We start from the raw sequence: 23,618 nt of genomic DNA, 5'->3' as shown, positions 1-23,618 counted from the left end.
CCCCGCAGTCTATTTACCTCGCGGGCAGGTAGATGGTGAAACTCGAGCCGTGCCCCAACCGGCTGGTTGCCGAGATCGTGCCGCGATGCGCCTCGACCAGATGCTTGGTGATGGCCAACCCGAGTCCGCTGCCACCCGTAGTACGGCTGCGGGAGTGTTCGGCGCGGTAGAACCGGTCGAACAGGTACGGCAGGTGTTCCTCCGCGATACCCGCTCCGTTGTCCGTGACCGTCAGGCTGTAGCCGTCACCGACGCGGCGTACGCCGACCAGCACCGTGCCGTCGGCCGGGGTGAAGCGGATCGCGTTGGAGACCAGGTTGCCGAGCGCCTGCCGGACTCGGGCGTTGTCCACGATGGCAGGCGCCGGTCCGGTCACCTCGGCGACCAGGCTCACGCCGGCCGCCTCAGCCGCGGGCCGGTGCGCCGACACCACTTGCTGGGCGAGCTCGGCCAGATCCTTCAGCTCCGGGTGGATGCGGAGCTTGCCGGCATCGGCCAGCGCAAGGTCTTGCAAGTCCGCCACCAGCCGCTCGAGCAGCCCGGCCTCCTCCAGCAGCGAGGTCACCAGCTCCCGATCGAGCGGTACGACGCCGTCCTCGGAGGCGACCAGATAGCCCTTGATGTTCGCCAATGGCGTCCGCAGCTCGTGCGCCACGTCGCTGACCATCGCCTTGCGCTGGTGGTCGTGGTGCTGGATCGACTCCGCCATCGCGTTGAACGCATGCCCGAGCCGCGCCACCTCGTCCCGCCCGGTCACCGGGACCCGGGCCGCATGGTCGCCGTTCGTCATCCGCTGAGCCGCCCCGGTGAGAGCCAGGATCGGCCGGACCAGCCGGCGTCCGGCGAACACCATCACGAGTGCCGCGATGAGGAGTACGCCGAGCGCGGTGGCCGCAGTACGGGCCAGGCCTTCGCCGGAGAACACGTTGAAAGAGCTCTTCGCGCCGAGATAGAGCTTGGCCTCCGGAGCGACGTACGGAGTAAGCGCCGCGGAGCGCGCGGTGCGGAGGCACTGCGCGAAGGTCGCGGACACCTCGGTGGGTTTGCTGCCGGGTGGGCTGACCACCAGGAGGCCGTCAGCCGCATTGGTGCTCAGACTGTACGGCTCGCCTGCCGCGTCCAGGCACTCGGTCGACCGGCGAACCGCGTCGGCGTTGACGGCGGTCGCCTTTGCGCTGGGGGCGTACAGGCCGGGTGGCACGCAGGGGTCGTTCTGGAGGCCGAACGGCTTCTGTATCTCCATCACAGCGGAGCCACCCTCGGTCCGCCCGGTGTCCCACGAAAGCAACGGCAGGCCGTCCGGTGTATCGATCACCTGCGCCGGCCGGCCCTGCGCCCGCATGCACGTCACCGCCTGCTGCGCGAGCCTCGCCCGCTCCCGCCGCTCGTCCTCCGTCATGCCCCAGCTCGCTGAAGCCACCATCTGCGAACCGATGATCTGCCCACCGCCACCGGCCGCGACCGCCGTGGTCGCCTTCGTCGACAATCGGGCGGTGACGCCCGCGCCGGTGAAGAGCGCATCGCTCTCCCCGCGCGCGTCGACCGTTGCCGCCGGCACCGAGGGGAGGCCCGGGCTCGCGCCGAGCATCCGGGCCGAGTCGGCGATCACGGTTCCGTCGGCGTCGGTGAGCGCAATCCGGCGGCCGCTGCTGTCCGCGAGGGCGTTGACCAGCTTGTCCACGCCCGACCAGGTGGCGTGGTCAGCGGCGTACGAGTTCAGCCGGGCGTAGATCTCCCCGTCGGCCTGGAGTTGGGAGGTGTTCTGGTCGATCTCGCCCTGCAGCTTCTCCGACGTGCTGTAGGTGGCGATCACCGCAGTCGCGATGACCGCGCCGAGCGCCACCGCCAGGGAGAGACCGAGGAATCTGAGCAGGACGCTACGACGCATCAGGAGCCACCACCTTGTCGGCCAGCTTGTAGCCCACGCCGTACACGGTTTTCAGGTACGCCGGTGTGGCGGGCGCCGGCTCGATCTTCTTGCGCAGGTTCATCACATGGACGTCAATGGTCCGGTCGAACACGTAGTGGTCGAAGCCGAACGCGTGCTCCAGCAACTGCTGCCGGGAGAACGCGCGCCCCGGCGAGGCGGCCAGGCAGGCCAGGATCTTGAACTCGGCCGGCGTCACCTCGACCAGCTCGCCGTCCAGCCGCACCTCATGCCTGACCGGATCGATCTCCAGCCCACCGACCCGGTACACCTCGCCCTCGGAGCGGCCACGCGTACGGCGCAGTACGGTCCGGACCCGGGCCACCAGCTCGCGCGGGTTGTAGGGCTTGGTCAGGTAGTCGTCGGCGCCCAGATCGAGGCCGAGCAGCAGGTCGTCCTCGGTGGATCGGGCGGTCAGCATGATGATCGGTACGTCGCCGTCGGCGCCCTGGTTGGCGCGCAGTACCCGGCAGACGTCCAGGCCGTCGACCTTCGGCATCATCACGTCGAGCACGAGCAGGTCGGGGCTGCGCCGGCGCGCCTCGTCGATCGCGGCCCGCCCGTCGTGAACCACGACCGTCAGATGGCCCTCTCGCTCCAGGTAGCGCCGGATCAGCTCCGCCTGCTTCCGGTCGTCTTCGGCGACGAGAATCCGGGCTGGCATGGTTCGAGAGTGACTGATCTTCATGAGATTTCGATGAAGATCGGCTGAGAGCATCGGGTGCTGATCGGTCCTTCACAGGTTCTTCACGGTCTTCCGGCCACGCTCCAACCCATGAAGAACTCACGCAAAGTGCTCTCGCTGGTCGCTGTACTGGCCCTCGCCGGCTGTGGTGCGGTCAATGGTCCGGCCGCGGACAAGGAACCGGTGCAGAGCGACGACAAGAGCCCGCTCGCGGAGTACATGGGCGAAGGTTTCATGAGTAGCGGAGGCGGCGGGATGATGCGAGCCGTCCGGATCGGTGGCGGCCCGCAGGAGTCGTCCGAAGAGCAGCTGGCCAAGCAGCGCAAGGTCGAGGACGCCACCGTCGCCTGTATGAAGGCGGCCGGTTTCGAGTACGTCGCGGTGCCGCCGGAGTCGCAGGGTAAGTCGAAGTTCGACGAGGCGTTCAAGCTGCCGCCGGACAAGTTCGCCGAGCAGTACGGCTACGGCATCAGCACGATCGACTGGTCCAAGGCGGGGGAGGCCGACGACAACAACCCCAACACGAAGATCCGCAAGGCGCTGTCACCGACCGCCCAGAAGGCCTACGACAAGGCGCTCAACGGCCAGTTCGGGCAGGGGAACGTGGCCATCGCGAAGGACGACGCCAAGAGCTCGACCGCGAAGCCCGACGCCGGCTGCCGCGGCAAGGCGGCCGAGGAGGTCTACGGCAAGCGCGACGAGAAGATCGCCGACTTCAAGAAGTTCGACTCGCTGTTCAAGGACATCGAGGCGCTGCGCAAGCGGATCGAGGCCGACCAGCGGGTGATCGACGCGACCGCCGCGTGGTCGGACTGCCTGGCCGATGCGGGACACAGCGGCTTCAAGAAGCCCGACGACCCCCGCGAGAAGATCAGCAAGAAGCTGGACGAGCTGACCGGTGCGAGCAAGGGCGGACCCAGCCAGGGAGGCCCGGCGGTGGTGACCGGGCCGCCGTCGTTCGACAAGGTCGACGCGGCCAAGCTGGCCGATCTGCGCAAGGAGGAGATCGAGCTCGCCAAGGCGGATCAGACCTGCAAGAAGAAGTTCGAGGAGCCGTTCAAGAAGGCGCAGTACGAGCTGGAGAAGGAGTTCGTCGAGGCGAACAAGACCCAGCTCGAGCAGTACCGCGACACGGTGTCGGAGCGGTGACCGCGTCACCCAAATCCCGCCGCCGGGTTCTGGTCGGGGTCTCCGCGGTCGCGACGCTCTCGCTCGGGGTGGGCGTCGCGGCCGGCAGCCGGCTGATGTCGCCGGAGGACGCGGCGGCCAAGACCGCGCCGCCGAAGGCCTCGCAGATCACCGTGCCGGTGGAGAAGAAGGCGTTGTCCAGCAAGGTCGTCGGCCGGGGAGACACCTCGTTCGACGGCGCGGTGAACATCCGGGTCGAGACGAGTGGGCTGAAGACACCGGCCGTGGTGACGGGCAAGGTGCCGAAGGTCGGCTCCACCATCGAGGCAGGCAAGGCACTGCTGGAGATCGCGGGCCGGCCGGTGATCGGGCTGCCCGGCGTACTGCCGATGTACCGCTCGCTCGCGCCGGGCTCCAAAGGCCCGGACGTGCTGCAACTGGAGCAGACCCTGGAGAAGCTCGGCTACGACCCGGGCACCGTCGACTCGAAGTACGACAGCAGTACTGCGCGGGCGGTCGAGGAGCTCTACGAGGCTGCCGGGTACGACGCACCGGAGCCGGACGAGCAGCTCAAGCAGGCGGTCGAAGGCGCGGACAAGAGCGTGGACGCGGCAAAGAACGCGTTGCGCCAGGCGAAGGCGGCGCTCAAACAGGCCAAGGCCGGTCCGGGCAAAGGGGACACCTCGGTCCAGCAGGGCGCGGTCGACGACGCGGAGGAGAACCTGGCCGACGCCCAGGAGGCGAAGAACGAGGCCGAGTTCAAGGCCGGTACGCCGCTGCCGGTGTCGGAGATCGTCTACGTGAAGACGCTCCCGCGCCGGGTGGACGAGGTGAAGGTGGAGCGGGGCGGCACCGTCAACGGAGTGGTGATGTCGGCCAGCGGTGCGTCGCTGGTCGTCTCGATCAAGGTCGACGCGGCGACCAAGGAGCGGCTCAAGGTCGGGATGCCGGCCAGCTTCGATCTCGGTGACGGGACGATCGTGCAGGCCACCGTTCGCCGGATCACCGGCAGCGGGGACGAGTACACCGTGGTGATCGCGCCGAAAGCGCTGACGCCGGCCCAGCTCGAGCGGCTGCGCGAGGCGAACGTCCGGGTCACCATCCCGGTCAAGAGCACCAACGGCAAGGTTCTCGCCGTACCGGTTGCGGCGTTGTCGGCTGGTTCCGACGGTGGGTCGCGGGTCGAAGTACTGCGGAACGGCAAGGTCGAGCTGGTCGCGGTCAAGGTCGGGCTGACCGCCGACGGCTATGCGCAGGTGACGGCGTCCGGCGACGGCAAGCTGACCGAGGGCGACCAAGTGGTGGTCGGCAAATGACCGCGACGGCGGTGGCGCTGCCGGCGCCCGTGGTGGAGATGATCGGCGTCCGGCGGTTCTTCCCCGGACCGCCCGAGGTGCAGGCGATCCGCGAGGTCGATCTGACAATCCGCGAGGGGGAGTACCTGTCGATCGTGGGGCCGTCCGGCTCGGGCAAGTCGACGCTGCTGCACCTGCTCGGGCTGCTCGACAACCCGACCGGCGGGGTCTACCGGCTGGACGGTGTGGACACGATGAGCCTGCGGGAGCGTCGTCGCGCAGTACTGCGAGGGGAGCGGATCGGGTTCGTGTTCCAGTCGTTCCATCTGCTCGATCACCGGACGGTGCTGGAGAACGTCGCCCTCTCGATGGTGTACGTCGGGGTGCCGCGCAAGGAGCGGATGACGCGGGCCCGGGTGGCGTTGGAGCGGGTCGGGCTGGCGCACCGGATGGAGTTCGGGCCGAGCACGTTGTCGGGTGGTGAGCGGCAACGGGTTGCGATCGCACGGGCGCTGGTGGCGGAGCCGAGTTTGCTGCTGGCCGACGAACCCACGGGCAACCTGGACAGCGCGAACGCCGAGGCGATCCTCGAAGTCTTCGACGAACTGCACCACGAAGGCATGACGCTGGCCGTCATCACCCATGACAGCCACGTCAGCGAACGAGCCCAACGCCAGGTCCGCATCATCGACGGGACTCTCCAATGGTGACCTGGCGCCGCCGCAAAGGCACACCACCGCAGCAGGAACCCGGTGGGCCGCCGACACGGCAGGCCGGCGAGCCGTTCGCACATCCTCAAGCAGGCCTCCCGGATCCCGCCGGCGGGCCGTCCACTTCCCGGCGGAGACGCAAGCCGGGTCGGCTCGCTGTTGCGGGCGTCGTACGGCGGATTGCCGGCCCTCGGCGGTTGACGGGTGGGCCGGCGCTGCGTGATCTCCTCGACGAGGCGCTGGCCGGGGTTGCTGCTCGGCCGACCCGGTTGATCCTGACCACGCTCGGCACGGTGCTCGGCATCGCGGCGCTGGTGGGGACGGTCGGGCTCGGGCAGACCGCGGCCGGGCAGATCACCCAGCGGTTCGACCTCGCCGCCGCGACGCGAGTGGTCGTCTCACCGGACGACGGCGGGCAGGAAGGCGAGGCAGCGACCGAGTTGCCGTGGGACGCGCCGCTGCGGCTCTCCCGGCTGAACGGCGTCGAGGCGGCCGGCACCGTCAGCGAGGTCAACGTCGGTGACGAGCTGGTCCGCAGCGTTGCCGGGCTGGGGCAAAAGGACGGCTACAAACTGCAGGTCATGGCCGCCTCGGGTGGCCTCTTCGACGCCGTTCGCTCGGTGCTGAAGACCGGCCGGTTCTTCGACACCGGCCACGACCAGCGCGCCGACCAGGTCGTCGTACTGGGCAAGAACGCGGCGAAGCGGCTCGGCATCAACCGGGTCGACTCGCAGCCGGCCATCTTCCTCGGCGACCAGGCCTACACCGTGATCGGCATCCTCGACTCGGTCAACGGCAAGGCCGAGCTGCTCGACGCCGTGATCATGCCGAACGGCACGGCCAAGCAGGCCTACGACCTGACCGCACCGGATTCGGTCGAGATCCGTACGGCGGTCGGTGCGGCGCAGCTGATCGCCAAGCAGGCGCCGGTCGCGATCGACCCGAACAACCCGAGCGCGATCAAGGTCGACGCCCCGCCACAGCAAGGCGGAGTACGCAAGGGTGTCGAGTCCGATCTGAACGCGTTGTTCCTCTTGCTCGGTGCGGTCGCACTCCTGGTCGGCGGTCTCGGGATCGCCAACGTGACACTCCTGTCGGTCCTGGAACGCGTCTCGGAGATCGGCCTTCGCCGCGCGCTCGGCGCCGCGCGAAGACACGTGGCCGGACAGTTCCTGGTGGAGAGCGTGATCGTCGGATTCCTGGGTGGCCTGCTCGGGACGGCCGTCGGAGTACTGCTGACGGTCGGCGTCTCGCTGCTGCGGGACTGGACCCCGATCCTCGACAACAAGCTGACCTTCGGCGCTCCGTTGCTCGGGGCAGTGATCGGGCTGATCGCGGGCACCTACCCGGCGTGGAAGGCTTCCGCCATCCAGCCGATCACCGCACTGCGGGGGACCTGAGCTCCGAGGACCAGCGGGAGTACACGAACGCGGTCAGCAGGAAGCCGAGCACCACGAAGGCGAGGACCGGGTACGACTTCCCGTCGTCGGGCAGGATGACGGCGCCGAGCGCGGCGGCCGACACCTGCCCGACGTTGAAGATCATGTCGTAGAGCGAGAAGACCCGACCGCGGTAGACATCGTCGACACCCGTCTGGACGAGGGTGTCGACGCTGATCTTCACGCCCTGCGCGCAGAACCCGGTGAGGAACCCGGCGACCAGCATCGCGGGCTGCGTGTAGAGCCCGCCGGGAAAAGCAGTGACCACCGCTGCCGCGACGAACAGCACCGTGATCCAGCGGCGCAATGTCAGCACGCGGGTCGCCCACGGTGTTACCAGCGCGGCGACGAACAGACCGGCGCCGATCGCCCCGGTCGCGATCGCCAGGGCGCCGAACGCCTGGTCCAGCTCGTCGGGACCGTAGAACCTGTTGCGGTACAGCAGGATCATCGCGACCGTGACGAGGCCGAAGAAGAACCGCAGCGAACCGATCGCGGCCAGCCCGAGCGCCGCCTGCCGCCGCTCCTTGAGATGCCGGCCGCCGTCGATCAACCCGGCGACGATGCCCCGGATCGCTTCCACCACACCGGGTTCCGCACCGGTCAGGTCCGGGCCGAGCTGGTTCCGCCGCAGTCGCAACGCGAGCAGGGCAGCGACGACGTACACGGCGGACGTAGTACCGAGAACTGCCAGGTCGGAGTCGGAGACCAGTTTGATCCCGGCCCCGAATCCACCACCGATCAGGAACGACGCGGTACCGGAGGTGGGCGTGACCGCGTTGGCCATCACCAGCTCGTCGGTCTCGACCACGTGCGGCAAACCGGCCGACAGTCCGGACAACAGGAAGCGGTTGACTCCGAGCGTCAGCAGTACGGCGAGATAGAACGGCACCCCGGCGTTGCCAAGAGCAACAATCCCGGCGACCACCAGCACCAGCCCGGCCCGGGTCAGGTTCGCCCCGAACAGAATCTGCCGCCGCGACCACCGATCCAGCAACACCCCGGTGAACGGCCCGAGCACCGAGAACGGCAACAACGCGACCGCGAACAACCCGGCAATCGCCGCGGCATCCGGCGCCCGCTCCGGGGAGAACAACACGTACGACGCCAACGCTACCTGAAAAACCCCGTCCCCGAACTGCGAGCTCAACCGAACAGCAAACAGCCGGCGAAAATCCCCACGCCGCAGCAGCCTGCCAAGATCCCGGATGAACTGCACGCCTGCACTGTAACTACCCCCGGCTCAGCCTCTCGGCGGCAGTGTGGCCGCGGTGGTTGGCCGGTACTACGCCGGCGACCCGGCCGAGGCCGATCAGTGGCGTGTTGCCGTAGATGGTTTCGGTGTGGCCGGCGGGGACGACGTAGGTTTCGTGCCAGATGCCGACGGCGTTGGACTTGTAGGCGTACTTGAAGAAGTTGGTCCAAGCCGGCCGGTGAGTGCGCTCGGGGTCGTTGGCGAAGGCCTGCAGTTTCTCGGCGGACTCCCAGTACTGGATCATCGTCACGCCGCGGACGGTCGGGAAGGTGCGGAAGCCGAGCAGGCCGCTGTCCGGGTCCATGCTCAGCTCGCGCAGCATCGGGCCCATCGCCTTCAACACCGGCAGCCAGTGCCGCCACGCGCGCAGCTTGTTCACCCGGAAGCCGATCAGGAAGACCACCAGCTCCTGGTCGTACGCCGCGGTCTGTCGTCCCTCGATCATGGCTCTCCCCTTGGATAGTTTGACTCTCCAATATTGGACAGTGCTACTCTCCAAACGTCAAGAGGGAGACGAGGAATGTGGATCGCTGAACTGTCCCGGCGGACCGAGGTGCCGGTCGCGACGATCAAGTACTACCTGCGCGAAGGCCTGCTCGCGCCCGGCGAGGCGGTCGGCGCGACCAGATCCCGGTACGACGAATCGCACGTGCGCCGGTTGCGGTTGATCCGGGCGTTGGTGGAGTCCGGCGGCCTGTCGCTGGCTCGGGTGCGCAGCGTGCTTGCCGAGGTGGACGAGGAGTCCACGGATCTTCACGAGGTCTTGGGCGCGGCGCACAGCGCGCTGATTCCGGACGATCTGACCGCGACCGTCGAGTCCCGGCTTCGCGTCGACGAGTTGATCGCCGACCGGGGGTGGCTGGTGTACTCGGAGTCGCAGGACCGCATCCTGCTGGCCGGCGCGCTCGATGCGCTGGAGAAGGTCGGGTATCACCTCGACGACGAGCTGCTGGAGATCTACGCGTCCGCAGCGGCGCAGGTCGCCGAGGCCGAAGTAGCTCAGCTGCCGGCCGGTGACCGCCAGCAAACCGTGGAGAACACCGTCCTCGTCACAGCTCTTGGTGGACCGGTCCTGCTCGCCCTCCGGCGGCTGGCGCAACAGAGCGCATCAGCCCACCGCTACGGCTCAGCGCACCTACCCAGCTGAGCGAACTCCGACGTGGCGCCCGCAGTACGGACCGAGCGGGCGCCGGCGCGGCGTACGCAGTACGGGCTGAGCGGGTGTTGCGTGGTGAGGTTAGTTGGCGCGGGCTGCTTGGCGTTCCAGGAGGCGGGTGCGTTGTTCGACGAAGCGGGTTGCCTGGGCGTCGAGGGCGGCCATGAACTCGGCCAGTTCGTCGCGGGCCTTGGCGCCGTCGCCGGACAGGTCCTCGCGCTCGAAGACCTTCCACATCCGCAGGATCGGCGCGACCACCTCGTCGTGGTGCAGGCGCAGGTCGTAGATGCCGGCCTTGGCGATCGTCACCGAGTTGCGGGCGAAGCCCTCCATCGTGGCGCCGGGCATCGAGAAGTCGCGGACCTCGTTGACGACCGCGCGCATCGTCTCGTTCGGCGCCGACTCGAACGCGGCGGCGACCAGGTTGCGGTAGAAGATCATGTGCAGGTTCTCGTCGGTCGCGATCCGGGCCAGCAGCTGGTCGGCGATCGGGCAGCCGGTGGCCTTGCCGGTGTTGCGGTGCGAGACGCGAGTGGCCAGCTCCTGGAAGCTGACGTAGGCGATCGCCTCGAGCATGTTCTTGTCGACCTGGTGCCCGGCGGTCATGTGCGCCATCCGGGCCACTTCGAGCTCGACCGGGTCGACGCCGCGGGTGACGACGAGGTAGTCGCGCAACGCGATCCCGTGCCGGCCCTCCTCCGCGGTCCAGCGCCCGACCCAGGTGCCCCACGGCCCGTCCAGCCCGAACTGGGTGGCGATCTCGCGGTGGTACGACGGCAGGTTGTCCTCGGTCAGCAGGTTGGTGATCATCGCGACCTTGGCGACCGGATCCAGCCGGGACTGCTCCGGTGACCAGTCCTCACCACCCAGGAAGGCGAAGTCGCGACCCTCGCTCCACGGCACGTAGTCGTGCGGGTTCCAGTTCTTGGTGATCGCCAGATGCCGCTCGAGGTTCTCCTCGACGACAGGCTCCAGCTCGTGCAGCAGGTTGGTCACCAGCTTCTCGTTCACCGGGATCTCCTTCGTCGGTGCCCCTTGGGTCAGCCTCCACCCTACGGCACCGTAAGTTACGCAAGCGTAGGTTTGGTGCCGCCATGTCGAGCCGCCGCGCGCGGCTCCGACGTACGGGCATGGACAACAAACACCCTGCCTGGATCGACATCACCGCCCACGACGCCACCGCCTCGCGCGCCTTCTACACGCAACTCTTCGGCTGGCGCCTGCAGGTCATCGAGGCGCTCAACTACGCGCTGATCGACCCGGACGACAACACCTTGCCCGGCGGTATCGGGCAACAGGACGAGACCCACCCGGCCGGAGTCGTCACCTACTTCTCCGTGCCCGACGTGGACGCATCCCTCGCCCACGCGGAGCAACTCGGCGGCAAGACAGCAGTCCCGCCGTGGGAAGTCCCCGGCCTCGGGCGGATGGCCGTCTTCCTCGACCCGGACGGCAACCGCATCGGCCTCTGGCAGGACTGACCGCTCCGGCGGACCGGTCGGCGTGCGGTTGGGCGCTCTAGGGTGGGTGGATGGATCGGAGTGGGTATCCGCATTTCCTCGCGATCAGTACGCGGTGGAAGGACAACGACGTCTACGGGCATGTGAACAACGTCGAGTACTACAGCTTCTTCGACACCGTGATCAACGACTTCCTGATCCGCGTCGGTGGGCTCGACATCCATCGCGGCGACGTGATCGGGTTGTGCGTGGAGTCGCAGTGCACCTTCCAGCAGTCGCTCGCGTTTCCGGATCCGGTCGACGCGGGGCTGCGGGTGGCGAAGCTGGGCAACTCCAGCGTGACGTACGAGATCGGCTTGTTCCGTGGCGGTTCCGCGGAGCCCGCGGCGAACGGGCGGTTCGTGCACGTGTTCGTGGGCCGCTCCGATCGCCGGCCGGTGCCGATCCCCGACCCGATCCGCGTCGCTTTGGAAGGGATCGCCGGATGATCGTGCGAGGCGCAGTACTGCGGGAGATGGGGCTGCCGAGCCTGTACGCCGAATCGCGGCCGCTCGCGATCGAGGAAGTCGAGCTCGCGCCACCTGGGCCGGGCGAGTTGCTGGTCAGGATCCGGGCGGCCGGGTTGTGTCACTCGGACCTCTCGGTGATCAACGGTTCGCGACCGCGCGTGATGCCGATGCTGCTCGGCCACGAGGCAACCGGCGAGGTGGTGCAGTCGGAAGCATCCGGATTCGCGGTCGGCGACACGGTGGCGTTCGCTTTCGTACCTGCCTGCGGCACCTGCGGCCCTTGCGCAGAAGGCCGCGCCGCCCTCTGCGAACCAGGAGCAGCCGCCAACGCCGCCGGCACCCTCCTCTCAGGCACCCGCCGCCTCAGCACTGTGGATGAACAGCATCTGCATCATCATCTTGGAGTGTCCGGCTTTGCGGACCATGCGGTTGTCTCGGCACGATCCGCAGTGAAGATCGACCCGGACCTCCCACCGGAGATCGCCGCCCTCTTCGGTTGTGCGGTGATGACCGGCGTCGGCGCGGTCGTCAACACCGCCCGCGTGCAGGCCGGTCAGAGTGCCGTCGTCTTCGGTCTCGGCGGCGTCGGCCTGTCCGCGCTCCTCGGTGCGGCCCTCGTCGGCGCCCACCCGCTCGTCGCCGTCGACGTAGTACCCGAGAAGCTCGCCCTCGCCCGCGAACTAGGCGCCACCCACGCAATCGATGCCCGAGGCAACGATATCGTCGAGCAGGTACGCGCGGCGACCAGCGGCGGCGCGCAGTACGCGATCGAGACCGTCGGCAGCGCCGCCGTACTGGCTCAGGCCTATGCGGCGACCAGCCGCGGCGGTACGACGGTGACCGTCGGCCTGCCGGATCCTTCGCAACAGTTGAGCATCCCGGCGGTCAGCCTGGTCGCCGAGGAGCGCACGCTCAAGGGCTCGTACCTCGGCTCGGCGGTCCCGAGCCGAGACATCCCGCGGTACATCGCGCTCTACCAGGCGGGCCGCCTGCCGGTCGACCGCTTGCTGACCTGCACGGTCCGCCTGGAAAACCTCAACGAGGCCTTCGACACCCTTGCGGCCGGTACGGCGATCCGCCAGGTGCTCGTCCTGTAGTCACGAGTCGACCGAGAAGGTCGAGGAGCCGTCCTCGATCACGGCCTCGCCGGTCTGGAACGGCGTCGGCCTCAGTGCGGAGTACGTCGCTCCGGTGCTGGTGACCCGGCTCTCGACCAGCTTGAAGCCGATCGCCGGCGCGTCCTCGGTGAACAGCCGCTTGCCGGTGCCGACCGCGACCGGGAAGGTCAGCAGCCGGTACTCGTCGATCAGGCCGGCCTTGTGGAGCGACTGGGCCAGTGCGGCCGAGCCGTGGATCTGGAGCTCGCCGCCGGGCTGGGCCTTCAGCTCCTCGACCTGCTTGATGACATCGCCCGTGAGTGTGGTGCTGTTGTTCCAGACCGGCTCGAGCGGCGTGGAGGTCGCGACGTACTTCGGCAGGTTGTTCAGCCCGGTGGCGGTGTTGCTGCCGTCGTCGATCTGCGACCAGTACTCCTGCATCATCGTGTACGTCGTCCGGCCGAGCAGGATGGCGTCCGCCTTGGCGTACCAGCCCTCGACGATCTCGCCCATCACCTCGTCGCCGTACGGGATCAGCCAGCCGCCGCGGTCGAAGCCGCCGCTGCGGTCCTCCTCGAAGCCGCCGGGGCCCTGCATGACGCCGTCGATGCTGAGGAAGGTGTGCAGGGTGAGCTTCATGGTTGTCTCCGTTTCGTCGGTGCTGATTGATGCTTTCGACGATGCGTCGGGCAGCGGTGGGGCCAGTCGACACAACCCGCGGTGTGAGCCACCTCACAGTGAACCGCTGCGGTGTCAGTGAGTCTGAATTGGCCCGGAACAGCCTCTGGAGAACGTTAAGTCCGCGGAAAAACGTATACAGGGCGGCAAGCGATGGGGCACTCTACGCAGAGTGCGCGGCTGCGCACCACAAGTGAGGCAACGACGGTTCCGCCCCGCCGGCGTCATCGCCACGGAACCGTCAGGAGTCCCTGAGGAGGACCCCCAGATGCACAGCAGGTTCCGCCGAACCGGTGCGCTCGTCGGCACCGGTGCCGTTCTGTTCGGAGCGCTGGCCGTCGTGGCCGGCAACCAGGCGAATGCCGAGCAAGACCCGGTCCCGCTCGACAAACTGCTCGGGCAACCGCTCCAGGGTAAAGCCGCCCTCGGCAAGGTCCAGCCGCGACTCGCCGAACTGGCCGAGCGCAACGGCCTGGGCGAGCAGCAGTTGCAGCGGATCCTGGCCACCGACAAGACCAGTTGGCTGGACAAGGACGGCAAGCTGTTCTACGCCGAGCCGATGGCCACCGCCAAGGAGCGGTCCGCCTCGGCCACGGCCAAGTCGCCGAAGTGGGCCACTCAGGCCGTCGCCGCCGCGACCGGACCCGCCTTCGAGCTGCACAGCAAGCCCGGCTCGAACCGGGTCATCTACCTGGACTTCGACGGTCACACCATCACCGGCACCGCCTGGAACACGGGTGGCAAGCCGTCGAGGGTCAACGTCACGGCGTACGACACCGACGGCAACACCGCCAACTGGAGCACCGCCGAGCAGAACGTAGTACGGGAGGTGTGGGCCCGGATCGCCGAGGACTACGCCCCGTTCGACGTCGATGTGACGACGCAGGCGCCGGCTGAGTCGGCCATCACGCGGTCCGGTTCGACGGATCAGCAGTACGGCACGCGGGTCCTGATCGACCCGACCAGCTGGTACCAGTCCGGTTGTGGTTGCGGTGGTGTCGCGTACGTCGGTGTCTACGACGACCCGTCTCGGCACTCGTACTACCAACCCGCACTCGTGTTCACGAAGGGCGTCGGTACGGGCGCGAAGAACATCGCCGAGGCCGCATCGCACGAGGCCGGTCACAACCTCGGACTCAGCCACGACGGCACCTCGTCGGTCGGCTACTACACCGGTCACGGCGCCTGGGCACCGATCATGGGTGTCGGCTACTCCAAGGCGATCAGCCAGTGGAGCAAGGGCGCGTACTCCGGTGCGAACAACAAGCAAGACGACTTCGTGGTCGCCGGTCAGAACGGCCTGGCCCTGCGTAGCGATGACCACGGCAACGGCACCACCGACGCGACTGCCCTCACGCTCGGCACGGCCGTCAAGGGCGTCTACGCCAACGACTCGGATGTCGACACCTTCCGGGTCGACCTGTCGGCAGGCACCTTCACGTTCGCGGCCGCCGCGGCGGCATCCGGTGCCAACCTGGACATCAAGCTCCAGCTGCTCAACTCCGCCGGAACGGTCCTCGCCACCGCCGACCCGGCAGCCGGCCAGAGCAACTCCGCCACGCCGACCGGCCTGAGCGCCAGCATCAACCGCCAGGTCACGGCCGGCCGGTACTACCTCCGCATCGAGAACACCGGCTACGCCAGCCCGCTCAACACCGGCTACTCCACCTACGGAAGCCGCGGCGCGTACTCGGTCAAGGTCACCGCCGGCTGACAAACCGTGCCCCGGGACATGTGGCCGCTCGCCCCGCCCACATGTCCCGGCCGCACTTCAGCCCGTTGTGATGCCGTGGCGGGTGAGGAGCGCCAGCAGAGTCTCGTGGCCTTGGGACAGTTCCCAGACTTCGGCCGCGAGCCCCGCGCTTCGTGCCGCCTCGACGTTCACTGCTCTGTCGTCGATGAACAGGATCGCGGCCGGATCAGCCGCGATCCGCCGCGCAGCCTCGGTGAAGAAGCCCGGGTCGGGCTTGGCCACACCTAGGTCGTACGAATAGCAGCTGACGTCGAAGAGGGCGTCGTACCCGAGCGTGGTGCGCATGTGCCCGCCCCGGTACTTCTCCTGGTTCGTGCCGAGATGCACGCCGTACCCGTTCCGCCGCAGACTCTCGACGATCGCAAACGACTCCTCGTTGCGAACGATGCGGTGCCACACGTCCTCGTAGATCACGCCAACCGGCGTACTGACGCCGTACTCCGCAAGCGTGGCTGCCAGCAAAGGCATGTAGTCCTCCTGCCCAGCCAGCGCCGGCAACTCATCCTTCCAAGTCCGGTGCAGGAACTCCGTCGCCCGCTCCCCGAGATAGGGCTCCATCGCGGCGTACCACCCACCGGGAATGTCCTGCAGTACTCCGTCAGCGTCGAACAGCACATGCCTAATCGTCATCAGTGCCGGACCAGGCCAAGGGTTGCGATGAGGTCTTCGTGGAGTTCGAACCAGACCCGGTGACAGGAATCGACGTCGGAGCGGTCGACCCATCCGTTGTCGCCTGCCCTGGCGCGGTCCAGCGCCGTACTGAAGCGGGAGTGGTAGCCAGCGAAGCGTGCGAGTATGCCGTCGAGGCGGGCAGTGAGCGGGCCAAGGGCCTGGCCGATGGCGCTCAGCTCGTCGAGGATGCGGCCGTCCCAGGCAGGATCGGCATGATCGTTGGCGGCGAGCCGGTCACCGGGTACGGACCGGAGCTGCCAGTCCGTACAGGCCCGCTGCAGGCGGCCATTCAACGGCAAGAAGTCGCGATGGATCTCGGCAACGTCATCCTCGCGACCGGTCGCAGCGAGTTCGACCGCAAGCTGGCGCTCGTTCTCCTTACGCCCCGACTCGGTCAACGACCAGCCCTCCAGACCGGCGAACGCGGAGTACGACACCCACCCATAGGCCTCAGCATCGCGCAGAGTCTCAACGGTCTCAGCCGGATCAAGCCCGAAACGCCGCGCAATAACAGACGTATCGGCAAACCCACTGATGCGGACAGCATGCAGGGTCAGCAGTTCAGGGGAGGAGGCCGTCATGAGTCACCGCTCTTCCTCGCGGTAAGCCGGTCGTAGTGCTGCTGGCAGGCCTGCGGCGAATTGAACCCCATCGCCTCCGCAATCTGCGCCCAGGTCAGCCCCGCGCTACGTGCCGTAAACAAAAGCCCAGCCTCAAGCCCGTCAACCTCAGCCCGCGCCGCCGGCAACAACGCCAGCGCACTCAAAACCCCTTCGGGTTCCAACTCAGAAGCCCGCCACAACGCAAACTGACCCAAATCAACCGCAGACAACGGCACAGGCGCAGCCCGCCAAGGCCGGGCATCAACTTGGTCAGCTCCGAGCCGAAGAAGATGCTCTCTAGCCTCCCGCTCGCGTCGCGCCTGAGCGTGATCGGTCGTCGCAACCTTCGCGACGTCATCCTTACGAGCCATGGGAGGATCCTCCGCCATCAACAATTTGTTGTCAACATTTTGTTGATACGCTCCCCACGTGATCATCCCCCTCACCAACGCGATCGCAAACACCTGCGGCCCCAAAGCAGCATCCCTAGGCGCCCTACTACGAGCCGGCCTACCAATCCCCCACGGCTTCGTAATCCCCTTCAACACCTACCTCGCCGCCGTCCGCGACCTCGGAGCGGAAGCCGGAGCCGATGCGGGTCCTGGTGCGGTTGCGGGTGGCGGACTCGGTGCGGGAGCTGGAGATGGTGCCGGAACGGGTGCAGGAGCCGGTGGTGGTGCTGGAGACGGAGCGGGTGCTGGAGCCGGTGGTGGTGCTGGAGACGGAGCGGGTGCTGGAGCCGGTGGTGGTGCTGGAGACGGAGCGGGTGCTGGAGGCAGTACTGGAGGCAGTGCCGGATCCGACGTGGCCGGGCGGGTGATCGCGAGCTGGCCGCTCGCGGGAGGGCTCCTCGACTCGCTCGCACAAGCGCTGGGCGGGCTCGGCGACGTACCGGTCGCGGTGCGGTCGTCGGCCAACAGCGAGGACACCGTCCATGCGTCGGGCGCCGGCCAGCACGAAAGCGTCCTCGCAGTCCGAGGCGTCCCGGACGTCGCCGCGGCGGTGCGGACCTGCTGGGAATCACTCCACTCCTCACGCGCAATCGCCTACCGAAACGATCCCAGCACCAACCACCCCCCGCCTGACGAGCCCGCAATGGCCGTCCTAATCCAGCGCCTCGTAGACGCCGACATCTCCGGCGTGATGTTCACCCCCGCCGACCCGGAAAGCCCCACCGAGATAGAAGCATCCTGGGGCCTCGGCCCCGCAGTCGTAGGAGGGACAGTCACCCCCGACGCCTACCGCGTCGCCCCAGACGGCACGATCACCCGCACCATCGCCCACAAACAAACCCGCCTCGACCGAACCGGCACCCAGCCCTCCACCAACCTCACCGCGACCCACACCGCACACTCCACCGCCAAGCTGGCCAGCAACGGCAATGCGCACTCCGCCGCCGCGTTAGTCAGCAGCGAGGACACACGCTCCGGTACCGGGCAGGTCGGCACCGGAGACACGCGGTCCCATGCCAGCACGGCCGCCGTGGATGCGTCGTCCGCCCCCGGGCTGGTCAGTGGCGGGCTTGTTGTCAGTGAGGTTTCTGGCGTTGATCGCGATCGGGCGACTCTCGATGATGCGACTGTCGCGCGGCTTGTCTTGCTCGGGCAGCGGGTTGCTGCTGTGCTTGGCGGGCCGCAGGACATTGAGTGGGCGATTGCCGACTCGCACATCTGGATTCTCCAGGCGCGGCCGATCACCGCGACGCCTCCACCGGCACCATCCGAAGCTCCGGTCGCGTCGCCCACGGTGCTGACCGGGACCCCAGCTAGCCACGGACTGGTGGCCGGAACCGCCCGAATCGTCAGAGGCCCGGCCGACTTCCTTCGCGTCCGCCCGGGCGACATCCTCGTCTGTCCGTACACCGACCCCGCCTGGACGCCCCTCCTCCGCATCGCCGCCGGCGTCCTCACGGAGACCGGAGGCGTGCTCTCACACGCCGCAATCGTCGCCCGCGAACTCCGCATCCCCGCAATCCTCGGCATCCCGGACGCCACGACGAGAATCCACGACGGCGCCACCATCACCATCAACGGCACAACCGGCACCGTCACCACAACGGTCCCCGACGCCGCCGTCACCACAACGATCTCCGACGCCGCCACCACAACGGTCCCCGACGCCGCCACCACGGTGGTCTCCGACGCCGCCGTCACCACGGTGGTCTCCGAGGCGCCGTGACGACGGCGGTACCCGACGGGACGTGATCACCGCCGGCACCCGTCACCACGGCGGTCTCCGATGAGGCCGTCACCGCGGCGGTCACGAACTGTTGCCGGATGCCAGTTGACGTTCCAGAGCAGGAGCAGCGGAGCGAGTGCGGCGGAGGAGCGAGTACGGCGGGCGCGTGGGGGCCGGTGTCTTCGACGGGCATGGTTGCCGCGGGCCACGCGTACTGCGCGCCGTGACGACGGCTGTACGCGACGGGACGTGATCACGACCGACACCGGATCCGAAGGGACCCATCCGATGGCAGTTCAGCTCTTAATCTGACTCGGCACGGCGATGCCGACCCGTTGGGTGAACCCGCTGGCACCGGGTGGCGACAAGTCGCTCTGTTTAGGCGAACGCCTTGCGCGGCTGCCGATCGACTTCGTGGGGCACTCCCCGCCCCGCCCCCGCCGCCGCGGTTAGCGCGCAGGGACTTGCCCGGTGCCTGTCGCAAGGCAACAGCTACGCCGGATCGGCTGGCGGGATGAGCTGTTTCTGCGTGGGGTTGGGGAGCCAGCGGAGGGTGAGGAGGCCGAGGGTTAGGTGGAGGAGGGTGGCCACGGTGGCGGTGATGTGGAGGCCGGTTACGAAGGCGGACTTTGCGGTTAGGGCTGTTGCGGCGGATAGATCTGGGAGGTGGAGGGTCTCGCTGAGGGTGGGTGCTACGTCGGGGCCCTGGAGTCTGAAGACCAAGGCGGCGAGCGAGCCGAGTAAGGCGATGCCGAGGGCGTTGCCGATTTCGTTGCTGGTTTCGGCGATCGCGCCTGCGGAGCCGGCTCGGTCTGGCGGTACTGCGCCGACGGCGGTGTCGGCGACGACGGCGAAGGAGATGCCGTAGCCGATGCCGGCGATGGCCGTGGAGGCGATGTACCAGCCGACGCCGCTGGCGACCGTTGCTGGGAGAAGTAGGAGTAGTCCGGCTGCGATGGAGAAGTGGCAGACGATCAGGATGGCTCGCTTGCCGATCCGGTCGACCACCATCGGGGTGACAATGCAGGTGGTGGTCAGCAGTACGGCGCCGGGGAGGGCGAGGAGTGCTGTCTGCAGGACGGGCAGGCCGAGGACGGACTGGAGGTAGATGCCTGCCAGGTAGGCCGTTGCCGACCACGCGGCCAAAGGCAGCAGACCGGTGATGACCGCGATAGTGAAGATGCGGTCGCGGAAGAGCGAGAAGTCCATCAACGGGTGCTCCAAGACTCGCTGTCGACGGCCGAACCAGGTGAGCAGCGCGACTCCTGCCACGCCGGTCAGTACGGCCGTGAACGAGAGGCCCTCGGCGGCTATGTGCTTGAGGCCGTAGATGAAGAGCAGAAGGCCGGCTGCGGAGGTCACCACGCTGAGGAGGTCCACGCGTCCAGGTCGGGTTGTGCGTACTTCGCCGAGCAGCGCCGGGGCGAAGAACAGGAAGAGCGCGATGACGGGCAGGTTGATCAGGAAGACTGAGCCCCACCAGAACCGCTCGAGGAGCAGGCCGCCGACGATCGGACCAATCGCGAACCCGGCAGCGAACACCGCTGCGAAGATGCCGATAGCTTGCGCGCGGCGACGGGCGTCGGCGAACAGTTCACTCAGCACGGCCAAGGCCGATGGCAGGAGCGTCGCACCTGCGATACCCATGAGCGCGCGGGCGGCGATGAGCAACTCGGCGTTGGGCGCGAAGGCAGCCATCACCGACCCAGCACCGAACGCTGCCGCGCCGATCATCAGCAGTCGCCGGCGCCCGTACCGGTCACCGATGTTGCCAAAGGCAATGAGCAGCGACCCGACGGCAAAGCCATACACATCGAGAATCCACAGCGTCTGATCCGCGCCCGGTGTCAGAGCCTGGCTGATCCTGGGCATCGCGAGGAACAGGATCGAACCGTCCATGGACACCAACACCACAGGGCCAAGCACAACCAACAACCCAAGCCACGCCCGCCGCGACCCACCAGCATCCCCACGCCCACGAATGCCCCGCGAACCCCGCTCGACACCGCCGGCGGCACTCCACCCGACAGTGCCGGAGCCGCCGTGATCGGCACCGTCGTTACCGCCGCGCGTGACACCGCTGTCGTTGCTATGGGCGACAGTGCCGGAGCTGTCGTGAGCGACGCTGTCGTTACCGCCACGCATGACGCCGTTGTAGCTGCGGGCGACAACATCGGAGTCACCGCGGCGAGACTCGTTTTCCTTGCGACGGCTGGCACCCCGGCGTCTTCGAGTGGCAGAGGCGGCGTGGACGGCGTCCCGGACGTTGGGGGTGTGGTCGCGGGCGTCATGGCTGGTGCGGTCGTGAGGGTTTGCGTCTCGATCAGCTGCAGCGCTGGCGCCGACCGTGGAGTTGCTCCCGCGGTTGCTGTCGTTGCGGTTGCCGTTGCGGTTGTTGCTGGTGCTGGTGCTGGTGCTGGTGCTGTTGCTCGGGGGAAGGTTCGGGTCTGCGTGTTGGTCGGTGGGGTGGGGTGGGGTCTGGTTGTGCTGGGTGGACATGGTGTTGACGTTCGGGCATGGCGTGAGGGGTAGCCAGGCTTCTGGTGTGGGTATACCCAGCAGGTGCACCCACGGGAGTGGTGGGCGACCTAGGCTCGGGGTGTGGAGACGCTCGGAGGGTTCTTGAAGAGTCGGCGGGATCGGATTACGCCGGCTGACATCGGGTTGCGGACGTATGGGACGTCGCGACGAGTACCGGGGCTGCGTCGCGAGGAGCTCGCACAGTTGGCGGGTGTTAGTGCGGGGTATTACACGCGACTTGAGCAGGGGCAGGCGGATGCTGCGTCTGATCAGGTGCTTGATGCTCTTGCTCGGGTGCTGCAGCTTGACGAGATTGAGGCTGTTCATCTGCACAACCTCGCGCGGCGGCCCGCCGCGTCCGGACTCTCCGAACCACCTCACGAGACACCACACCCGCGTGTCCTCAGCCTGCTGAAGTCGCTCGATGCTGCTACGCCGGCGCTGGTGTTGGGGCGTCGAGGAGACGTCCTGGCTTGGAATCGGCTTGGGCACGCGCTGTTTGCTGAGCATGTTGATTTTGAGGCGCCGCAGGACACTCGGCGCCGGCCGTCCATTCCGCGGATGTTCTTCCTTGATCCGCTCACTCGTGATCTGCATCGGAACTGGGCCGAGCTTGCACGGATCCACGTCGCGTACCTCCGGTTGACTGCTGGTCGATTTCCTACCGACGCGCGCCTGGCGGAACTGATTGGTGAACTCGCGATGGGGAGCGACGAGTTCGCCACCTTGTGGGCGACCGGCGAAGTTGCGGATTGCACTGTGGGAGATATGCATTTGCAGCACCCGACGATCGGGGCGGCCAGCGTTGCGTATCAGGTGTGGCTTCAGCCGGATAGTCCGGATCATCGGCTTGAGATCTACACACCCATCGGCGACAGTTCGGCAGATGCGTTGCGGATCCTCACGCAGGATCGGGGCGAGAGCTCGGTCAGCTGAGGGTTCTGAGGTCTGGCTCCAGTTGCCGTGCGGTGTTGGTGGCCGCGGGTTGGGGTGGGGGATCCGGAGGTGCTGGAGCGCGGGCGGTTGGTGGCGTGAGGCCGGCGAAGGCGTGATGGATTGCGGCGGCTTGGGGTGAGTGGGTTGATGCGGCGCGCTGCTCGTGGTGGGCCGGGGCAGGCTGCGCTGCGGTGGCTGGGGAGGTCGGGGCAAGGCCGAGGACGTGGGGCTGGGGGTCGGTTGTGGCTACTCCTAGCGGTGCAGGCGACATAGCTGTGGTTGAGGCAAGAGCTGGGGCGAGGTCGTCGGGCTGTGGGTTGGCTGTGGCTACTCCTAGCGGTGAAGGTGGCATAGCTGTGGTTGAGGGTGAGGTTGGCGTTGCTTGTATGGCGCGGGGTGGTTTGGGGATGGAGTGGGGGGCGTTAGTTGCCGACGCGGTGGGGAGTGGGGTGGGGGTGGGGGGTGGAGTCCTGCCCGCTGAACTGATCAACGGCGTCTGAGTCGTTGAAGCCGGGGACGCCGTGGGTGTCCTGGTCGTCAGTCGGCGTCTGGTTGGGGTGGGGACGGTGGGTGGGGGTAGGTGGAGGTGGGTTCGGGGTGGGGGTGGGGTGTGGTGGTGTTCGGTGGTGGTTAGGGATTGGTGGAGGGTGGTGAGGAGTCTGGTGGTGGCGGCGTGGGAGCGGGAGGCGGCGAAGCCTCGGGGGAAGGGTTCGTAGAGTTCTAGGGATTTGAAGGAGTTACGGAGGGTTTCTTCTAGGTGGTGGCGGATGGGAGGTTCGTCGGTCGAGGGGACCAGGTCGGGGAGGCGGGTGGAGTTGTAGATGAGGGCTATGGCCATTGGCCATTGGCCTTCTGCGGTTTGGCGGTTCAGGAGGTGGAGGGTTTCGCCGGGTGGTGCGCCGGTCTGGCGGTCGAGGTGGGCGGTGAAGAGGCGGACGGCGGGGACGAAGGCGGCGTACGACGGTTCGGTGCGGATATCGACGATGCCGGGGGCAACCTTGTCGATCTCTAGCTCGCGGAGGTAGTCGTCCAGATGGTCGTGGGCCCAGGCTTCAGCTACTCCTTCTTCCAGGGGGCGGCCGCCGGGGAGTTTGAAGGCGGCGTGGGCTGCCTCCTGGGTGGCACCGGCGGGCCCGAGGAAGTGGGATTGCTCGTGCAGCAACGTCAGCAACGCGTCGCGGCACCGGGTGAGCTCGGCGTCGGTGCGTGACTCGCCCGGGCGGCGGTAGAGATCCTGCAATGGGTCGAGGATGAAGTCTCGGTCCAGATGGAGCGTCCCGTCCCAGTGCGCCAGACCGAGGACGCCGTCGTCGGCTTCGATGATCTGGCCGTTCCACGCGGACTGCTCCGCGCCACTGATGCGCAACGCCGCCCAGGCGTGCTGCTCCAGCAGGCGTTCGAGTGAGTCGATCATGACCGGCGCGCCGTCGCCAGCCGGACGAGGGAGTCGACGGATCGCCGCAGGTTGGCCTGCTCGCGTGGATCCTGGCAGGCCTCCGCGCGCCGGCGCAGGTCGGCGATCAGCAGTTGGGTGCGGGTGTCGCGGTCGTCGGTGGATTCCATGGCTGTCCTCCCGGAGAGTTGGTCTCGCCGGAGAACATATGGAGATTCGCCACCA

24 protein-coding genes and 1 pseudogene are annotated in these 23,618 nt (G+C 67.7%); 13 read left to right on the top strand and 12 right to left on the bottom strand.

Going from position 1 to position 23,618, the window contains the following annotated elements; translation table 11 throughout:
* Positions 1-13: 13 nt before the first annotated feature.
* Positions 14-1,888 (bottom strand): sensor histidine kinase, encoded by a 1,875-nt coding sequence (locus ACQPYM_RS41620; protein ID WP_433012781.1) that lies wholly within the window; start codon positions 1,886-1,888, stop codon positions 14-16.
* On the bottom strand, positions 1,878-2,591 hold the full coding sequence (locus tag ACQPYM_RS41615) for a response regulator transcription factor (RefSeq protein WP_433012779.1): 714 nt from the start codon (positions 2,589-2,591) through the stop codon (positions 1,878-1,880). The genes ACQPYM_RS41620 and ACQPYM_RS41615 overlap by 11 nt, the downstream gene beginning before the upstream one ends.
* Before the next feature lie 111 nt (positions 2,592-2,702).
* Here ACQPYM_RS41615 and ACQPYM_RS41610 point away from each other — a divergent pair, with 111 nt between their 5' ends.
* Genes ACQPYM_RS41610 through ACQPYM_RS41595 form a run of 4 tightly spaced genes read left to right on the top strand, consistent with a single transcriptional unit; the run spans position 2,703 to position 7,145 of the window.
* Positions 2,703-3,761, top strand: a complete 1,059-nt coding sequence (locus ACQPYM_RS41610; RefSeq protein WP_433012777.1) for a hypothetical protein — start codon at positions 2,703-2,705, stop codon at positions 3,759-3,761.
* Positions 3,758-5,056, top strand: a complete 1,299-nt coding sequence (locus ACQPYM_RS41605) for a peptidoglycan-binding protein (RefSeq protein WP_433012775.1) — start codon at positions 3,758-3,760, stop codon at positions 5,054-5,056. The genes ACQPYM_RS41610 and ACQPYM_RS41605 overlap by 4 nt, the downstream gene beginning before the upstream one ends.
* Positions 5,053-5,745 carry an ABC transporter ATP-binding protein gene (locus tag ACQPYM_RS41600; protein WP_433012773.1) on the top strand — a complete coding sequence of 231 codons (693 nt, stop codon included), beginning with the start codon at positions 5,053-5,055 and terminating at the stop codon, positions 5,743-5,745. The genes ACQPYM_RS41605 and ACQPYM_RS41600 overlap by 4 nt, the downstream gene beginning before the upstream one ends.
* Positions 5,742-7,145, top strand: a complete 1,404-nt coding sequence (locus ACQPYM_RS41595) for an ABC transporter permease (RefSeq protein ID WP_433012771.1) — start codon at positions 5,742-5,744, stop codon at positions 7,143-7,145. Before ACQPYM_RS41600 ends, ACQPYM_RS41595 begins: the two co-directional genes overlap by 4 nt.
* Here ACQPYM_RS41595 and ACQPYM_RS41590 read toward each other — a convergent pair.
* On the bottom strand, positions 7,123-8,403 hold the full coding sequence (locus ACQPYM_RS41590) for an MFS transporter (protein ID WP_433012769.1): 1,281 nt from the start codon (positions 8,401-8,403) through the stop codon (positions 7,123-7,125). The two genes, ACQPYM_RS41595 and ACQPYM_RS41590, sit on opposite strands and share 23 nt — an antisense overlap.
* A 13-nt stretch (positions 8,404-8,416) precedes the next feature.
* Positions 8,417-8,884, bottom strand: coding sequence for a DUF4188 domain-containing protein (locus ACQPYM_RS41585; RefSeq protein WP_433012767.1), 468 nt, complete (start codon positions 8,882-8,884; stop codon positions 8,417-8,419).
* 75 nt (positions 8,885-8,959) lie between these two features.
* On the opposite strand from ACQPYM_RS41585, the gene ACQPYM_RS41580 reads away from it, so the two are divergent.
* Positions 8,960-9,586 (top strand): MerR family transcriptional regulator, encoded by a 627-nt coding sequence (locus ACQPYM_RS41580; protein ID WP_433012764.1) that lies wholly within the window; start codon positions 8,960-8,962, stop codon positions 9,584-9,586.
* 90 nt (positions 9,587-9,676) lie between these two features.
* Here the strand turns inward: ACQPYM_RS41580 and ACQPYM_RS41575 are convergent, their stop codons facing one another.
* The gene (locus ACQPYM_RS41575) at positions 9,677-10,606 is read right to left on the bottom strand and encodes an acyl-ACP desaturase (protein ID WP_433012761.1); all 930 of its coding nucleotides are present in this window, start codon (positions 10,604-10,606) and stop codon (positions 9,677-9,679) included.
* Between the two features lie 119 nt (positions 10,607-10,725).
* Between ACQPYM_RS41575 and ACQPYM_RS41570 the strand changes: the two genes are divergently transcribed.
* From ACQPYM_RS41570 to ACQPYM_RS41560, 3 genes are read left to right on the top strand one after another with little or no spacing between them, the layout of a single operon-like run.
* A complete protein-coding gene (locus tag ACQPYM_RS41570) occupies positions 10,726-11,076 on the top strand; it encodes a VOC family protein (RefSeq protein ID WP_433012758.1) in 351 nt (116 codons plus the stop codon).
* A 50-nt stretch (positions 11,077-11,126) separates the two neighbouring features.
* Positions 11,127-11,543, top strand: a complete 417-nt coding sequence (locus tag ACQPYM_RS41565) for an acyl-CoA thioesterase (RefSeq protein WP_433012755.1) — start codon at positions 11,127-11,129, stop codon at positions 11,541-11,543.
* Entirely contained in the window at positions 11,540-12,661 is a 1,122-nt protein-coding gene (locus ACQPYM_RS41560) for a zinc-dependent alcohol dehydrogenase family protein (RefSeq protein ID WP_433012752.1), read from the top strand. The genes ACQPYM_RS41565 and ACQPYM_RS41560 overlap by 4 nt, the downstream gene beginning before the upstream one ends.
* On the opposite strand, the gene ACQPYM_RS41555 is transcribed toward ACQPYM_RS41560, so the two are convergent.
* Positions 12,662-13,300 (bottom strand): dihydrofolate reductase family protein, encoded by a 639-nt coding sequence (locus ACQPYM_RS41555; protein ID WP_433012749.1) that lies wholly within the window; start codon positions 13,298-13,300, stop codon positions 12,662-12,664. It abuts the gene before it with no gap.
* Between the two features lie 307 nt (positions 13,301-13,607).
* Between ACQPYM_RS41555 and ACQPYM_RS41550 the strand changes: the two genes are divergently transcribed.
* A complete protein-coding gene (locus tag ACQPYM_RS41550) occupies positions 13,608-15,053 on the top strand; it encodes a pre-peptidase C-terminal domain-containing protein (RefSeq protein WP_433012746.1) in 1,446 nt (481 codons plus the stop codon).
* Positions 15,054-15,110: 57 nt separating this feature from the next.
* On the opposite strand, the gene ACQPYM_RS41545 is transcribed toward ACQPYM_RS41550, so the two are convergent.
* The 3 genes from ACQPYM_RS41545 to ACQPYM_RS41535 are packed head-to-tail and all read right to left on the bottom strand — an operon-like array spanning position 15,111 to position 16,842.
* On the bottom strand, positions 15,111-15,722 hold the full coding sequence (locus ACQPYM_RS41545) for an HAD family hydrolase (RefSeq protein ID WP_433012743.1): 612 nt from the start codon (positions 15,720-15,722) through the stop codon (positions 15,111-15,113).
* Positions 15,722-16,345, bottom strand: a complete 624-nt coding sequence (locus tag ACQPYM_RS41540; protein ID WP_433012740.1) for a transcriptional regulator — start codon at positions 16,343-16,345, stop codon at positions 15,722-15,724. Before ACQPYM_RS41540 ends, ACQPYM_RS41545 begins: the two co-directional genes overlap by 1 nt.
* Entirely contained in the window at positions 16,342-16,842 is a 501-nt protein-coding gene (locus ACQPYM_RS41535) for a hypothetical protein (protein ID WP_433012737.1), read from the bottom strand. Before ACQPYM_RS41535 ends, ACQPYM_RS41540 begins: the two co-directional genes overlap by 4 nt.
* Positions 16,843-16,958: 116 nt before the next feature.
* On the opposite strand from ACQPYM_RS41535, the gene ACQPYM_RS41530 reads away from it, so the two are divergent.
* The gene (locus tag ACQPYM_RS41530; RefSeq protein ID WP_433012734.1) at positions 16,959-17,186 is read left to right on the top strand and encodes a hypothetical protein; all 228 of its coding nucleotides are present in this window, start codon (positions 16,959-16,961) and stop codon (positions 17,184-17,186) included.
* Positions 17,171-18,544, top strand: coding sequence for a PEP/pyruvate-binding domain-containing protein (locus ACQPYM_RS41525; RefSeq protein ID WP_433012732.1), 1,374 nt, complete (start codon positions 17,171-17,173; stop codon positions 18,542-18,544). The genes ACQPYM_RS41530 and ACQPYM_RS41525 overlap by 16 nt, the downstream gene beginning before the upstream one ends.
* A gap of 492 nt (positions 18,545-19,036) precedes the next feature.
* Here ACQPYM_RS41525 and ACQPYM_RS41520 read toward each other — a convergent pair whose 3' ends face one another.
* On the bottom strand, positions 19,037-21,043 hold the full coding sequence (locus tag ACQPYM_RS41520; RefSeq protein ID WP_433012729.1) for an MFS transporter: 2,007 nt from the start codon (positions 21,041-21,043) through the stop codon (positions 19,037-19,039).
* Between the two features lie 102 nt (positions 21,044-21,145).
* On the opposite strand from ACQPYM_RS41520, the pseudogene ACQPYM_RS41515 reads away from it, so the two are divergent.
* Together ACQPYM_RS41515 and ACQPYM_RS41510 are read left to right on the top strand one after the other, a co-directional pair.
* Positions 21,146-21,334 (top strand): annotated as a pseudogene (locus tag ACQPYM_RS41515) (helix-turn-helix domain-containing protein); the annotation flags it as partial.
* Positions 21,335-21,358: 24 nt separating this feature from the next.
* A complete protein-coding gene (locus ACQPYM_RS41510) occupies positions 21,359-22,000 on the top strand; it encodes a transcriptional regulator (protein ID WP_433023493.1) in 642 nt (213 codons plus the stop codon).
* Here the strand turns inward: ACQPYM_RS41510 and ACQPYM_RS41505 are convergent.
* Entirely contained in the window at positions 21,993-23,414 is a 1,422-nt protein-coding gene (locus ACQPYM_RS41505; protein ID WP_433012726.1) for a hypothetical protein, read from the bottom strand. The two genes, ACQPYM_RS41510 and ACQPYM_RS41505, sit on opposite strands and share 8 nt — an antisense overlap.
* Positions 23,411-23,563: a hypothetical protein gene (locus ACQPYM_RS41500; protein ID WP_433012723.1), complete on the bottom strand. Its 153-nt coding sequence runs from the start codon at positions 23,561-23,563 to the stop codon at positions 23,411-23,413. The genes ACQPYM_RS41505 and ACQPYM_RS41500 overlap by 4 nt, the downstream gene beginning before the upstream one ends.
* Positions 23,564-23,618: the final 55 nt, after the last annotated feature.

The sequence above is a fragment of the Kribbella sp. CA-294648 genome (assembly GCF_050943845.1).
Lineage (GTDB): Bacteria > Actinomycetota > Actinomycetes > Propionibacteriales > Kribbellaceae > Kribbella.
The sequence above is the reverse complement of the archived record's forward strand: the minus strand, read 5'-3'. Positions and strand labels throughout refer to the sequence as shown.

Excerpts from the sequence above, each read along its gene's own strand:
- ACQPYM_RS41620 (WP_433012781.1), bottom strand. The coding sequence starts at position 1,888 with ATGCGTCGTAGCGTCCTGCTCAGATTCCTCGGTCTCTCCCTGGCGGTG.
- ACQPYM_RS41615 (WP_433012779.1), bottom strand. The coding sequence starts at position 2,591 with ATGCCAGCCCGGATTCTCGTCGCCGAAGACGACCGGAAGCAGGCGGAG.
- ACQPYM_RS41610 (WP_433012777.1), top strand. The coding sequence starts at position 2,703 with ATGAAGAACTCACGCAAAGTGCTCTCGCTGGTCGCTGTACTGGCCCTC.
- ACQPYM_RS41600 (WP_433012773.1), top strand. The coding sequence starts at position 5,053 with ATGACCGCGACGGCGGTGGCGCTGCCGGCGCCCGTGGTGGAGATGATC.
- ACQPYM_RS41585 (WP_433012767.1), bottom strand. The coding sequence starts at position 8,884 with ATGATCGAGGGACGACAGACCGCGGCGTACGACCAGGAGCTGGTGGTC.
- ACQPYM_RS41580 (WP_433012764.1), top strand. The coding sequence starts at position 8,960 with ATGTGGATCGCTGAACTGTCCCGGCGGACCGAGGTGCCGGTCGCGACG.
- ACQPYM_RS41570 (WP_433012758.1), top strand. The coding sequence starts at position 10,726 with ATGGACAACAAACACCCTGCCTGGATCGACATCACCGCCCACGACGCC.
- ACQPYM_RS41565 (WP_433012755.1), top strand. The coding sequence starts at position 11,127 with ATGGATCGGAGTGGGTATCCGCATTTCCTCGCGATCAGTACGCGGTGG.
- ACQPYM_RS41560 (WP_433012752.1), top strand. The coding sequence starts at position 11,540 with ATGATCGTGCGAGGCGCAGTACTGCGGGAGATGGGGCTGCCGAGCCTG.
- ACQPYM_RS41555 (WP_433012749.1), bottom strand. The coding sequence starts at position 13,300 with ATGAAGCTCACCCTGCACACCTTCCTCAGCATCGACGGCGTCATGCAG.
- ACQPYM_RS41550 (WP_433012746.1), top strand. The coding sequence starts at position 13,608 with ATGCACAGCAGGTTCCGCCGAACCGGTGCGCTCGTCGGCACCGGTGCC.
- ACQPYM_RS41545 (WP_433012743.1), bottom strand. The coding sequence starts at position 15,722 with ATGACGATTAGGCATGTGCTGTTCGACGCTGACGGAGTACTGCAGGAC.
- ACQPYM_RS41540 (WP_433012740.1), bottom strand. The coding sequence starts at position 16,345 with ATGACGGCCTCCTCCCCTGAACTGCTGACCCTGCATGCTGTCCGCATC.
- ACQPYM_RS41530 (WP_433012734.1), top strand. The coding sequence starts at position 16,959 with ATGCGGGTCCTGGTGCGGTTGCGGGTGGCGGACTCGGTGCGGGAGCTG.
- ACQPYM_RS41520 (WP_433012729.1), bottom strand. The coding sequence starts at position 21,043 with ATGTCCACCCAGCACAACCAGACCCCACCCCACCCCACCGACCAACAC.
- ACQPYM_RS41505 (WP_433012726.1), bottom strand. The coding sequence starts at position 23,414 with ATGATCGACTCACTCGAACGCCTGCTGGAGCAGCACGCCTGGGCGGCG.
- ACQPYM_RS41500 (WP_433012723.1), bottom strand. The coding sequence starts at position 23,563 with ATGGAATCCACCGACGACCGCGACACCCGCACCCAACTGCTGATCGCC.